The organism is Occallatibacter riparius (assembly GCF_025264625.1).
In the GTDB taxonomy this organism is placed as follows: Bacteria; Acidobacteriota; Terriglobia; order Terriglobales; family Acidobacteriaceae; genus Telmatobacter; species Telmatobacter riparius.
In genome coordinates, this window is sequence record NZ_CP093313.1 from 3,661,452 (window position 1) to 3,673,979 (window position 12,528).

A 12,528-nucleotide genomic window follows, 5' to 3' on the forward strand; every position below is an offset into this window, starting at 1 on the left:
CCGAAATCAACCACGCGGCGCGGACGCGCCGGGAATAAACCGGAAATGAGGCGGCGGACTTCTGTCGTGCGCCGCGCTCAAGGATTCACCGTCAGGCAAACCCAGCGGCAAGGCAACTTCTGCATACCGAATCGAATCCCATTGTGATCCAGTGCGGGTTGCCAAAATCACGATGTGCCGAGTTTGCTTGTTCAAACAGGAAACCCAACTGAGGTAGCTCTACAGATACCTGGTGAGTCCACAAAATTACTGCTAACGTCAAATGCACCAGCACGATCAAATAGGTACGTAATCCAGCTGTCCCGCAGGGTGGAGTGTTAACACATTAGTAATTGTCCCGCTGCAACGCTTCTGTTACTATTGGGCCGATCGACCTAAATAGGCTCTCTAATGTTTGCTGCGAGACTCGTATTGCGGGTCGTGTAGTTTTTTCGTCAGACGGTACCCCAGGATGGACCGCGGCGGCTTTTTTTGAAGTGCCCTTTTTTTATTTTTTTCCCTGTGTGTTGCACCAAGTCTGATGGGCATTAACTTCTTGTTTTTGGGCTAGGCCTGATGACATCACTTCCTTCTCTCATTGAAGCGCAGGACGAATCCGTTCGCGAAGTCAAGCGCTTAACGCTGGTGCACTCCACCAGTTTCTCTAGACACGATGCTGCAAAAATCGCCACCGGGTCGTTATGGTGCCTCTCCAGCGGGAAGCGAGCCTTTGACATTCTGGTCTCGTCAGCGATCCTGCTGGTTGGCGGCATACCAATGCTGCTCATTGCCCTCATGATCCGCCTCACCTCGAGGGGGCCGGCCATCTTTTCGCAAAAGCGGGTGGGGCAGTCCGGACGGCTCTTCTCCATTTTCAAATTCCGCAGCATGGTCGTTTGCGCCGACGAATGCGGTTCCGGGTTGACTAAGTCAGGCGACTGCCGAGTTACCCCCATCGGCAAATGGCTGCGCATGATGAAACTCGACGAGCTTCCGCAGTTCTACAACGTCCTTCGCGGCGACATGAGCATCGTCGGGCCTCGCCCCAAGTTGCCCCAGTTCGCTGATGACCGCGATCTTGCCTATCGCCCCGGCATCACAGGTGCGGCATCGCTGGCATTCCGCCGCGAAGAGGAGATTCTCGCCTCCGTTCCTGCCGATCAGGTCGAGGTCTTCTATCAGCAGCGCATCAAGCCCCTCAAAGCTATCATTGATGCTCGCTATTCCGTGCACGCCACGTTCCAATCGGATCTGCGAATCATTCTCTCGACCCTCTGCGCGAGCTTCAACAACGAGCATGCGGCGGCATTGCAGGCTCACGACATCGAGCCGCTTGGACGGTCTGCTGCGAAACCCGTTACCGTTTTGCGCTATTAACAGCTTATCCGCGTCCCATTGGTCCGCAGTCGGTATCACTCCTTGGGCTCTAGCTGGTATTCCCGATACCCGGTGCATTCCGGGTGTCGGAAGAGCCGCTCGGCATGCTTCTTCTGCCACATTCAGCGTGCTAGACTCATTTGTACAATGGAACTTTTAGGCTTTCGGGCGCCTCGCGCTCAATTTGCAGCCGGCGTTGCTGCAGTTACATTCTTTGCAATACTTACAGCCTCCGCACAGCTTCCAGGCGACACTTCCAATCCGCAGAACAGCCAGCAGCCGAACTGCTCCGATCCTGCTCAGGCCGCGACGGCCGCTTGTTCCTCTCAGTTGGATCGTCAACCCACGACCAGCCCGTATTCCCCCGTATCGCCCGTCCCTGAAGTTCCATCCTATTATTCTGATCGAGAGAGTCCTCGCCAGAGCGTTCCCAACCTCTTACAGCCGAAGACGCCCCCCGAGCCGCTCACCGAGTTCCAGCAGTTTGTTGCTTCCAGCACCGGCCAGGTTCTGCCCATCTTCGGTGCTGACCTCTTCCGTCAGGTCCCCTCCACATTTGCGCCCCTAGACCTGACCCCGGTTCCCTCCAGCTATGTCGTCGGTCCCGGAGATGAACTGCGCATTCGTGTCTGGGGCCAGATCACCTTCCAGGCCAATGTCCGCGTAGACCGTTCAGGTGAGGTTTACTTGCCCCACATCGGGCCAGTCCATGTCTCCGGACTTGCCTTCTCTGAACTACAGGGCCAACTGCAGAGAGCAGTGGGCGCACAATACAAGAACTTCAACCTCACCGTCGATCTCGGCCAGATCCGCGCCATTCAGGTCTATACCTCCGGACAGGCACGTCACCCCGGTCTCTACACCATCAGCGGCCTCAGCAGCCTCCTTGACGCATTGTTCGCAAGCGGAGGCCCCTCCGTCCGCGGCTCGCTTCGCCGCATCGAGCTGCGCCGCGACGGCAAGCTCGTTTCCGTATTCGACCTCTACACCCTGCTCACCGCTGGCGACCGCAGCACCGACGTGAAACTGCAATCCGGCGACGTCATCTTTATCCCGGCCGTGGGCCCCCAGGTGGCGGTCACGGGCAGCGTCCGCAATTCCAGCATCTATGAATTGAAACCCGGTGAAACCCTCAAGGACCTCCTCAGCGATGCCGGCGGACCCTCTGCCGTCGCCGCCGCTACCCGCATCTCCGTCGGCCGCATTGCCGATCATAAAGATCTCCGTACCGTCGACGTTGCCTTCGATGATGCCGGCCTCAGCACTCCTCTCGCTGACGGCGATCTCGTCCATGTTTATTCCATTGTTCCGCGCTTCCAGCAGACCGTAACCCTGCGCGGCAATCTTGCCAACCCCGGCAAATTCAGCTGGCACGATGGCATGCGCATCAGCGACCTCATCCCCGATAAAGACTCGCTTCTCACTCGCAGCTATTGGTGGAAGCGCGCCCAGCTCGGCCTGCCCGCCCCCGAGTTCGAGCCATCTGACAATCTCTCGGTACTCCGTCAGCCCACCGAGCCGCTCACCCTGCCCCCCCCTGGTTCTCGCCGCGCCATCGCCAGCAACTGGCCCTACGGGCAGAATCTGCCCTACCCCCCGGGCGACCCCCGCAATCTGGCATACCAGCAGCAGTATCAGCAGCAAAATCCCCAGCAGGGTTATCAACAGCAGGACTACCAACAAAGTTTCACCCAGCAGGGCTACTACCCCCAGGACTACGATGCTCAGCAGCAGCTCCAGCCTGGGCAGCAATACCCTACCCAGGGCGGCGTCGCTCCCTACCAGCGTCGTGAAATGCAAATCGCTCAGGGCAGCGGCCTCGCGGAAGGCAGTGAAGATCAGGACTCCAACGCCCAGACACTAGACGGCGTTCCCCGGCGGCCGCGCACAGAGGTTCGCTTCCTCGCCCCCGAAATCGACTGGGACTACGCCGTTGTCGAGCGCATGAACCGCGATACCCTGAAGACCCAGCTCATCCCCTTCGATCTCGGGCGTCTCGTGCTTCAGCACGATGACTCCCAGAATCTAGCCCTTCAAGCTGGCGACGTCGTCACCATCTTCTCTGAAGCTGACATCCGCCTTCCCATCGCGCAGCAAAGCAAGCTGATCAAGCTTGAGGGTGAGTTTGCCCATGCCGGGTCCTACTCGGCCCAGCCCGGTGAGACGCTCCGGCAGCTTGTCCAGCGCGCTGGCGGCCTCACCGACCACGCGTATCTCTACGGCTCCGAGTTCCGCCGCGAATCCACGCGCCGCCTCCAGCAGCAGCGCATCGACGACTACATTCGCAGCCTCGACATGCAGATGCAGCGCAGCAGCCTCGCCTTTGCAGCATCCACTTCACAAGCGGAAGCCGCCGCTGGCGTCTCCGCGCGCACCAACCAGCAGAACCTCATTTCGCAACTCCATCAGATGCGCGCCAGCGGCAGAATTGTCCTCGACTTCAAGCCGGACAGCTCAGGCCTTGACCATATTCCTGACGTCGCCCTCGAAAACGGTGACACCTTTATCGTTCCCTCGCGGCCGGTAAACATTAACGTCATCGGCGCCGTTTATGACCAGAATTCCTTCCTGTTCAATCCAACGCGAAACGTGAGCCAATACTTGCATCTCGCCGGCGGACCAAGCCGCAGCGCCGACGCCAAGCATGCCTTCATCATCCGCGCCAATGGCGAGGTCGTCGCCAAAGAAGCTACCTCAGGGATGTGGTCGAATCCTTTCCCCAATCTGCTCCTCTACCCTGGCGACAGCATCGTGGTGCCCGAAAAGGTCTACAAGCCTTCCGCGTTGAAAGGCGTTCTCGATTGGTCTCAGGTCTTCTCCCAGTTCGCACTTGGTGCAGCATCACTCAGCGTCCTTCACTGATCCAGCTTCGGCACGCCGATCAACCCGGTCGGCCATCGCCTGAGAACGAAGCAAAACGGCAGGCCCTCAAGCCTGCCGTTTTGAGCTTCTAATTCGCTCGGCACGCATACGCACGCGAATCTTCACCAGCGCGGACCTTTGTCCCCCGCTCACACACCCTTCTTCGGTAGTTGCGATGAAACTCCGCCCGCCGCGCCTTTGTGACCTCATCGGAGTAAATGCGGCTCACCAGGCTCCGCATCCCCGCCTCCAGCTCCGCGACGCTCATCTTCGCCGGCTGAAAGTTCACGTCGAATAGAGTGCACAGCTCCCACGCCTCATCCCGCAGAATGCGCCCTTCCTGCTTCAGTCGCGCATACAGCGGAGTCCCCGGAAACGCCGTCTGCACCGTGATCTGAATGTCATACAGTCCGCTCTTCTGAACGAACTCCCAGATCGCCTCGAACGACTCGGGACCCGATCCATCAAGGCCCAGAATGAAACAGCCGTTCACCCTCACACCTCGATCCTGAATCTTGCGAATCGCCTCCAGGTACGACTCCACCTTGCGCGCTTTCCAGTTCGCCCGCTGCTCCACTCCATCGACTCCTGAGAACGTGGTCCCTTCGAACCCGATCAGTACCTCCGCGCAGCCCGCGTCGCGCAGCATATCCAGCAGTTCGGCATCATCCGCGACCGAAAGATCCGTCTCCGTAAACCAGCGAATATCCTCCCTGGCAACGGCGCGCAACAGCTCCTTCGAATGCGCCTTGTTCACGAATGTGTTGTCATCCGCGAACTCGATGAACGGCCGCGCCCACAGCGACTTGATGTTTCTTATCTCATCAATCACGCGCTCCACCGGCTTGACCTTGTAAGTCGGCGAGATGCGAATAGATGCCGCGCAGAACTCGCATCGAAACGGGCAGCCTCGTTGCGTTTGCACGGTAAGCCGGTTATACCGCTCGATCTCCAGCAGATCGAAACGCGGCATCGGCGAATCCGCAAAGCTGTAGTGTGTTCCCCGCGCATCGTACACTGGCTTCAGCGTTCCGCTGCGCAGGTCCTCGACAATTGCAGGCCACAGCGGCTCGCCTTCGCCAATCAGCACGGCATCGGCGTGGCGCAGCGCTTCCATCGGCAAGGCGGTCACATGCAGACCGCCAAGGATCACCCGCGTTCCCAGCGCCCGATAGCGATCCGCCAGTTCGTAAGCCTCACCTATCTGCGCAGAGAAACTCGAAATGGCCACCGCATCAAATTCCCGCGGCACCCCGTCAACCTGCTTCACATCCGCGACCTCAAGATACTGAAGATCAACATCCCAGGGCGTCAATCCGGCAAGCGTCAGGAGACCCAGGCTGGGCAGCGATGCGATCACCCGGCTCCGCTCCACAAACCCAGGCAGCGTCAGTCCTAGCGCCGTGAGTTCGGTGTTATGCGCGCGAACTCCACTCATGGCAATCAAACCGAGTTTCATCGTCTCCACCATCCCATAAGAATTGAAAGGATCCCCGCCGTCACCGATAACACCGGAATGGGAAACAGATGCCGCAGTGGCTTCCGCCAAGCCGAGAGGAAGCAGCACACCGGCATCGTGATAGCGCCTGCCATTAGACCCCACGAAGCAGTCGCTAGCCAGTTGCCGCTCAGGTTTAACTGAATCGCAGTCGCGGCGAAGAGCAGATTCAGAAATCCCAGCCCGAAGAAAGAGATGTGCCCCAGTCGTGTCAGACGCCTTCGATACGACCCGTATCCTCCCATCCAGTCGTCACGATGAAAGAGCAGCCCGATCACCGCGCCCGAAAGAACACCGGCCAGCATCCCCACCCACCCGCCAATCAGATTTGTCACCGGCATCGTCATCCTCTCTGCGCGACCTGGCTGCAAGGAGCAACACCTTTCTCAGCCCCGTACGACAACGGTTCTGAAGGCACGATTCCAACCAGCGCCGATCCATAAGCCTCGAACGCCGCAATAATGGCTGAAACAATCAAGCTGTCCCACTTGGGCGAAACCACAGAGCGCACCATCCGAATTCACCTCCTCTGAGGAAGAGCGAATGATGCGAGCTTAGCTATATGTCAGTGTGGGAAGTGACCGCTCCGTACAGTTTCGCGAGTGTCACAAAAACGCGCTATCTAGCGAAAGCGGCTCAGTTCGGCGTGGGCAGCATCTGCGAGGAAAGGAAAAACAAAAATACGCGGCCCCTCAGGGAGCTTGCCTCCGGCCGCCGTTAGTGCATCGCAGATAATCGCTGCCGTCCCGTCGAGACCCCGCACCCAGCGCGGTCGAGCGGCATTGCGCAACACGAGCCGCTCCGGCTCCACGCCCGCGGCCTCCAGCACCGTGCGCGCAATTTCGACGAAGTCCGGCCACCGTGAAGCGACACCGATGAGCCCGCCCTTGAGAGAAGGTAGCCACGAATCGAGCCACGCGCGCGCCGATCGAATCTGCAGCGTGATCAGTTCCACGCCGGCGGGCAATGCGGCGCGCACGGCATTTGCCTGGCTCGGCCGGCACACCGGAATCGCCGCCAGAAGCGTTTCAGCTTTTGCGCAGTCTTCAATCGACGCGCTCGACACCGGCATCTTCACAACCTGCCTAAGCTCGGCAAGCAGGATCTCGCGAACCTCCGCATCAGGATCGACGAGCAGGAAGTGGTCAGGCGGCGGAGACTCCAGCCACCGCGCAACACGTCGCCTTACATCGGCGGCAGGCAGGTTGAGCTCGCGAACGGCGCGGAAAAAACCGGCAATATGCTGGTCGAGAATCTGCTCCGGCGTTGAAGGCCGTACAGCGTTGTTCTTCACGTAAACGCCGCTGCCATGCCGGTACTCAGTCCAACCCTCGCGCTCCAACTGGCGATACCCGGCACTCACAGTATTCGGATGAATGCTGAATCGTCGAGCCAGCTCGCGCGTGCTCGGCAGACGGTCGCCCGCCGAGAGGTCGCCGCTCAAAATGGCCAGCACCACCTGTGTCACCAGTTGGCGATAGATCGGTACCTCGCTCGCAGGTGAAAACCAAAGCCGCACAGGCAAACCTCGCATCCGTTCAGGATCAACAACACATCGCGTTGCTAACGAGCCGCAACGAAATCAAAATAGGCCAGGTTCATGTTGCCGTCCGTCAAAATGTGCACCGTCAAGACATTCCTGCCCTTCGTGAGCGGAACCGTGAAGAGCTTCGCAGCCAGATTCCAGTGATGCCACTGACGCCAGGCCACGGGATCAGCCCCATCATAGGTCGTCGCGATTCGCAGCGGTCCCGTAGCGTCCTTTCCATTCACGTCAATTGCGATTGTCCCACCGCGATTCGAAGTGTAGAGAAGATCCGCTCTGTAACTTCCCGCCCGCTCTGCCTCCACAGTGATGTTGAACCACTCGCCCGGCTCCGTCCACCCAACGTAGAGCAGATCTCTCGGAGGAACGACCTTCTCGAACGCGTTGTCATCGATCCGGTCTGGCGCCCGCTCGAACTTCGTGTACGACGTGTCTACTCCCTCGTGAATACGAAATTCATTCAGATAGCTCCCATCCGCTGGATTCAACTCGCCGCTCCCATGATTCTGCGCATCGGCGTCGTGATAGGCGACCCCCTCGCCTCCCAGGTCGTAATAGGCGCACAGCACGCGCCCCGGCACTTTCTGTGCTCCATCCTGATAGCGGCCATCGTGATACGGCATGCCTTTGTACTGGCTCAGAAACGCCGGTGAGAACCCGCGACCTGCCACCATCGGCGCGAGCGCCAGCAGCGGCGCCGCCGCCAGGCAGAACATTGAGAATCTCCGACTCATATCCAATCGTTATATACGCTGACCGCAATGCTATCGGGTGTACAGTTCCCCCAGGGATACTCGCACCCATGACGCCAGCTTCAGCCGCAGCCCAGCGGCCAGCGCGAACTCATTGCCGCCACGCAAGCCGGGGGAATCACTCTGATCGCACCAGCCCACAACGTCTTGATCGCAACAAGTGACAGCGCACACGCTCGAGCAAATTACATCACTATCGGCAGGACTGAATCGAGCTTCGTCAGCTTCAAAAGCTCCAGATCGCGCGGTGTGCAGCCTGAGACAGACCACCGAACCCCTTTGTTCCGCGCTCTCACATAGAGCCCTGCCAACAGGCCCATGCCAAGCGAGTCCATGTATGGAACGCCCGACAAGTCGAAACTCTGCGAGGTTACCTGCGCGCCTGCAGGCTGAGTCTCGAAGAGTTTGCGGAATGCATCAGGTGACAGGGAGCTATGCATGTCTCGCGCTGTGAAGGGGCCCTTCAGTCGAAAAATAATCGAGCCCTGCTCCTCTCCTTCAACCACCTCGACAGAGAAATCGCGGCTCTTCCAAATCTGAGCAGCGGAGCTGGAAACTTCGGAACTGGACAAGCGAAATTCCTTTCCATGCGAAAGATTGAACATCACTCATTCCGGCTGGCCCGGCCAAACCCCTGCACAGCGGCCAGCCATGCAGTGAAGCTGCGCCTGAATCTCACTAGGTAATTTCCGGAAATGCCGTTTGCCACGCGTCGAATCCGCCTGTCATGTTCGCGATGTTTTCAAACCCCATGCGTTGCAGCAGGCTGGTCGCGGCCGAGCTTCGGTAGCCCCCCTTGCAGTGAACAAACAGCATGCGCGAGCGGTCAAGTTCGGCTGTCCGCGTCGGCAACTGCCCCAGCGGAATATTTATCGATCCAGCCAGGCTGCCAGTGCTGCGCTCGCCGGCTTCACGAACGTCAAGGATCGTCGGAGATCCATCCTCCCTCGCGCGCCACTCGGCCACTTCCTGCACAGACACCTGCGGCACATAATTCACCGCATACCCGGCCTGAATCCATCGGACAAGGCCACCTTGCAGAAAGCCAATCACGTTCTCCATGCCAACCCGCGCCAGGCGCGTGCGCGATTCTTCAATCGCCTTTTCGTCCTCGGTCACCAGCACTACGCTCGCGGCAAGACCGATAAGCCGGGCGGCCCAGGATGCGAATTGTCCCGAGAGTCCGATGTGCACTGAGCCCGGAATGTGGGCACACGCAAACTGCATCACAGGACGCGTGTCCAGCACCACAGCTTCTGGGTCTGCCATAGCCCGCCGCAATGCTTCCGGTGTCAGCCCCTCGAGTGGTTTCTGATCAGACAGTGATGCCGCGCCCGCGCGGTTGCGCTGCACTTCATCGTGGAAGTAGGCTGGCCGCGCCGGCAGGTCGCTCGTCAACAACTCGACGAACTGCTCCCGCGACTTGGCTTGCAGCGCATAGTTCGACCTCCGCTCGCGCCCAATGGTCGAGCTCGCATCGGCACTCATCTGCTTGCCGCACAGCGATCCCGCCCCATGCGCCGGATACGCCAGCGCGTCGTCAGGCAACAGCAGCAGCTTTTGATGGACACTGTCGTACAGCATGCCGGCCAGCTCTTGTGGCGTGTGTCGATCTGACAGGTCAGGCCTGCCCACATCGCCCACAAACAGCGTATCCCCCGTCATCACCGCAAACGGCTGCGGCTCTTTCGCGGGATCCACCGCCGCTATGCAGATGCTCTCCTCGGTGTGCCCCGGAGTAGCCATCACGCGCAGAAGCCCTGAACCAAACAGAATCTCCTCACCATCCGCTAGTGATCGGTGCGCGAAACCCGCGCCCGATCCCTCTCCCAGGCAGATCGTCGCACCCGTCCTCTCGGCCAGCTCCACGTGGCCGGAGACAAAGTCGGCGTGCAGATGTGTCTCGAAGATCCAGCGAATCTCGACGCCGCGGCTTCGGGCGGCCTCCACGTATATATCCACATCTCGCTGCGGATCAACGACAGCAGCCTCCCCACCATCCCAGATCAGGTAAGACGCATGCGCCAGGCAGCCCAGGTAGAAGCGATCGATTTCCATGTTCGTCTCCGCTCAGTTTGGCTTGCCGGCAATGCGGAGACACGATTTGGGTGGGCGCCGGCGCTGCCGGGCCTCTTCTCCTGCAACGGAATCAGGAGCCGTGTCATTCATGCGCAGCATGTGCTCTCGTGCCTTTCAATGAGATTGCTCTACGTGGCCCGGTGTGATCGGTCCCTAATAAACAGTTCTCTCGAACAGGCGCCCAAACCGCTGTCGCCAGCAGCCGAGAAGCTCTGCGCCTCGCAACAACGTCAGCATGCACTCGAGGGAAGAACCAGGGGAAGGTTTTTCAATACTAGCGCGCGCTCCCGGGCGCGTCCAGCGAGAATCTCAGGCATCCCCACTTCACAGATGCAAAAGGCGGAAAAGAGCGCCCGATGCCCATCGCCTTGAAAGCAGAAAGGCGCCCGTCTACCTGAGTCTATGAATTGACATGCTGTCGTCGATTCGGCGGAGCTTGGATGTTGCGATATCAGCTCCGATCATCGTCGCTGCGCCTTCCACGGATCGGCAACGAGAAGCCAAATGACCGCGACAATCACGTAGGCGTAGAACCCCAAGGCAAGGATGCCGATTGCCGCCTGAAACAATCTTGGGAAGAGGTTGTACAGGCCGATCACGGCGAGGATCAAACCGGCGATGACGCCAAACTGGAAGAACATGGCTTTCACCTGCCCCGAATTAACTAGCCAGCAAATGCCCCAGACAAGGCCGATGATGAGGGCCACCGGCAGCGAGGAGTACCAGTACGCAACCGCAGCGTAGACGCAGCAAATAAGGGAGAACCACTTCCTGGTGTCCTTGTTGCCCAAGACAATGGATGCGAGGAGGACAGCGATCAGACCTTCGCCGGGATTCATGAGAGCGGGTCCTTTACCTACATCCTTCCAGTAAGAGATACGCGATCTAAGACGGGGAGTTCATAATAAGCATCCCGTAAACATCGTGGGGACGACCGGCCGACGGGGATTCTGTGCAAGTTTTGCAACGCCAGCACCTCAGGCTATGGACGAAAGTTGTGCGGGGTTCTCCCGTCTTGCGCTATACACCGCACGGGAATGCTTTGTCATAATTCCTTAGGTCAAAGGACCCCACGAAGATGACCGCCCAAGCTCTACGTGTTCTCGTCCTAGACGATGAGAAGGTGATTGCCAATAGCCTTACCGCCATCCTTCGCACACGAGGCTACAAGGCCCAAGCGGTCTACAGCGCTGCGGGAGCAATGACGGCGGCCAAGGACCTGATTCCTGATACGGTTATCTCCGACATCATGATGCCGGAGATGAACGGCATCGAGTTGGCCGCGTACTTCGCCGTACACCACCCGGCCTGCAGGGTTATGCTCATGTCCGGCGATACCGCAGCTCCGGACCTACTCCGAGCGGCGCTACGCCACGCTCAATCACATTCGACCTATCACAAGACTGTCGGACCGATCGAAATCCTCCAAACCCTCGCCGCCTTTGCCCCTTCGGCCTAAGCAGCCCTGGAGTCGATCGCGATCTCGACTTCCCGCGTTCAACAGCATCCAAACTTGCATGCCGAAGGACTTGTTTCAGGAACACGTCGAGCTGATCGCTAAGCACGAACAGGAGTTCCTCGATCGACGCACCGCCCGAGAACGGTTCGGCGACCTAATCGCGGGGGGAGCGGGCAGCGTGACCTTGGTCTGCGTGCATCTGGCAGCTTTGCGCTTTGGATTGGCTTAAATCTTGCCTCGGGTTTCAGGCATTTCGATCCGCCGCCGTTCTCTGTTATCGGCAATCGTGGCGCTCGAAGCGATTCTCCTCGCGAGTTTTCATCCTCATGCGCCAGGTGCGGATCGGGCGCAGGTCAGAGAACGAGAGCACCTGATGCTTCAGGTGCTTCTGTTGACCGAGAAAGAAGTGACTGCCGCGCTGGACCTGAGCAGGCAGATTGCACGCCAAGTGGGGCTGGGCATGTGGCGGAAAGACCCCAGGTGCAAGAGCTGAGTCAGCGCACGCCAATCGACGACGTGGCGCAAACCATTCGGGAGAAGCTCGCGGGGGAGTGAGGGGGCGAGCTGCCTGCTTTTCGGATGAGGCTTTGAGGTTTCTTCCGACCAAACGGCCCCGGCTGGAGAATCGGGCCTCTGCCGGGTAGCTAACTTTCGCTCGATTTAGCTCGATTCTTGGTAGAAAGGGGGGCAACACGGAGTACAAGGGAGAAACAGCGGCTTCGGGCAGCCTTTGCATCCGGCTGATTAGCTGACTCGGAAGCTTTTGCCTGGCATGCTGGCGGAGAGAGTGGGATTCGAACCCACGTTAGAGTTTCCCCTAAACACGCTTTCCAAGCGTGCGCCTTCAACCACTCGGCCATCTCTCCAATAGGGTGGTCTACTTCTTGAATTTACCATATCGCCCGCTGCCCCAATCGGCCGCGCAACGCTGCACAGCAGGCGGCTCTGAAACCGTTTACATCAGTCCGCCACCTCA

At 59.2% G+C, this 12,528-nt stretch carries 11 protein-coding genes and 1 tRNA gene; 4 read left to right on the plus strand and 8 right to left on the minus strand.

Features of this window, described 5'->3' with window-relative positions; translation table 11 throughout:
* The first annotated feature begins 555 nt into the window (after positions 1–555).
* Together MOP44_RS14800 and MOP44_RS27875 are read left to right on the plus strand one after the other, a co-directional pair.
* Positions 556–1,356: a sugar transferase gene (locus MOP44_RS14800; RefSeq protein ID WP_260790774.1), complete on the plus strand. Its 801-nt coding sequence runs from the start codon at positions 556–558 to the stop codon at positions 1,354–1,356.
* A 147-nt stretch (positions 1,357–1,503) separates the two neighbouring features.
* A complete protein-coding gene (locus tag MOP44_RS27875) occupies positions 1,504–4,218 on the plus strand; it encodes an SLBB domain-containing protein (RefSeq protein ID WP_313901008.1) in 2,715 nt (904 codons plus the stop codon).
* A gap of 88 nt (positions 4,219–4,306) precedes the next feature.
* On the opposite strand, the gene MOP44_RS14815 is transcribed toward MOP44_RS27875, so the two are convergent.
* From MOP44_RS14815 to MOP44_RS14840, 7 genes are all read right to left on the minus strand, one after another.
* Positions 4,307–5,677 carry a B12-binding domain-containing radical SAM protein gene (locus MOP44_RS14815; RefSeq protein WP_260790776.1) on the minus strand — a complete coding sequence of 457 codons (1,371 nt, stop codon included), beginning with the start codon at positions 5,675–5,677 and terminating at the stop codon, positions 4,307–4,309.
* Entirely contained in the window at positions 5,674–6,057 is a 384-nt protein-coding gene (locus MOP44_RS14820) for a hypothetical protein (RefSeq protein WP_260790778.1), read from the minus strand. Before MOP44_RS14820 ends, MOP44_RS14815 begins: the two co-directional genes overlap by 4 nt.
* A gap of 281 nt (positions 6,058–6,338) precedes the next feature.
* Complete coding sequence (locus MOP44_RS14825; RefSeq protein ID WP_260790780.1) at positions 6,339–7,250, minus strand: GntR family transcriptional regulator; 912 nt, start codon at positions 7,248–7,250, stop codon at positions 6,339–6,341.
* A 29-nt stretch (positions 7,251–7,279) separates the two neighbouring features.
* Entirely contained in the window at positions 7,280–7,978 is a 699-nt protein-coding gene (locus MOP44_RS14830; protein ID WP_260790782.1) for a carbohydrate-binding protein, read from the minus strand.
* A gap of 221 nt (positions 7,979–8,199) precedes the next feature.
* Positions 8,200–8,619, minus strand: coding sequence for an STAS domain-containing protein (locus MOP44_RS28100; protein ID WP_390905438.1), 420 nt, complete (start codon positions 8,617–8,619; stop codon positions 8,200–8,202).
* Positions 8,620–8,692: 73 nt separating this feature from the next.
* On the minus strand, positions 8,693–10,072 hold the full coding sequence (locus tag MOP44_RS14835; RefSeq protein ID WP_260790784.1) for an MBL fold metallo-hydrolase: 1,380 nt from the start codon (positions 10,070–10,072) through the stop codon (positions 8,693–8,695).
* 482 nt (positions 10,073–10,554) lie between these two features.
* Complete coding sequence (locus MOP44_RS14840; RefSeq protein WP_260790786.1) at positions 10,555–10,932, minus strand: hypothetical protein; 378 nt, start codon at positions 10,930–10,932, stop codon at positions 10,555–10,557.
* 239 nt (positions 10,933–11,171) lie between these two features.
* On the opposite strand from MOP44_RS14840, the gene MOP44_RS14845 reads away from it, so the two are divergent.
* Positions 11,172–11,552 (plus strand): response regulator, encoded by a 381-nt coding sequence (locus tag MOP44_RS14845; protein ID WP_260790788.1) that lies wholly within the window; start codon positions 11,172–11,174, stop codon positions 11,550–11,552.
* Positions 11,553–11,610: 58 nt separating this feature from the next.
* A complete protein-coding gene (locus tag MOP44_RS14850; protein WP_260790790.1) occupies positions 11,611–11,781 on the plus strand; it encodes a hypothetical protein in 171 nt (56 codons plus the stop codon).
* Positions 11,782–12,328: 547 nt separating this feature from the next.
* Here the strand turns inward: MOP44_RS14850 and MOP44_RS14855 are convergent.
* Positions 12,329–12,418: transfer RNA gene (locus MOP44_RS14855), tRNA-Ser, on the minus strand.
* Positions 12,419–12,528 lie beyond the last annotated feature (110 nt).

Excerpts from the sequence above, each read along its gene's own strand:
- MOP44_RS14800 (WP_260790774.1), top strand. The coding sequence starts at position 556 with ATGACATCACTTCCTTCTCTCATTGAAGCGCAGGACGAATCCGTTCGC.
- MOP44_RS14835 (WP_260790784.1), bottom strand. The coding sequence starts at position 10,072 with ATGGAAATCGATCGCTTCTACCTGGGCTGCCTGGCGCATGCGTCTTAC.
- MOP44_RS27875 (WP_313901008.1), top strand. The coding sequence starts at position 1,504 with ATGGAACTTTTAGGCTTTCGGGCGCCTCGCGCTCAATTTGCAGCCGGC.
- MOP44_RS14830 (WP_260790782.1), bottom strand. The coding sequence starts at position 7,978 with ATGTTCTGCCTGGCGGCGGCGCCGCTGCTGGCGCTCGCGCCGATGGTG.
- MOP44_RS14850 (WP_260790790.1), top strand. The coding sequence starts at position 11,611 with ATGCCGAAGGACTTGTTTCAGGAACACGTCGAGCTGATCGCTAAGCAC.
- MOP44_RS14845 (WP_260790788.1), top strand. The coding sequence starts at position 11,172 with ATGACCGCCCAAGCTCTACGTGTTCTCGTCCTAGACGATGAGAAGGTG.
- MOP44_RS28100 (WP_390905438.1), bottom strand. The coding sequence starts at position 8,619 with ATGTTCAATCTTTCGCATGGAAAGGAATTTCGCTTGTCCAGTTCCGAA.
- MOP44_RS14820 (WP_260790778.1), bottom strand. The coding sequence starts at position 6,057 with ATGCCGGTGACAAATCTGATTGGCGGGTGGGTGGGGATGCTGGCCGGT.
- MOP44_RS14815 (WP_260790776.1), bottom strand. The coding sequence starts at position 5,677 with ATGAAACTCGGTTTGATTGCCATGAGTGGAGTTCGCGCGCATAACACC.
- MOP44_RS14825 (WP_260790780.1), bottom strand. The coding sequence starts at position 7,250 with ATGCGAGGTTTGCCTGTGCGGCTTTGGTTTTCACCTGCGAGCGAGGTA.
- MOP44_RS14840 (WP_260790786.1), bottom strand. The coding sequence starts at position 10,932 with ATGAATCCCGGCGAAGGTCTGATCGCTGTCCTCCTCGCATCCATTGTC.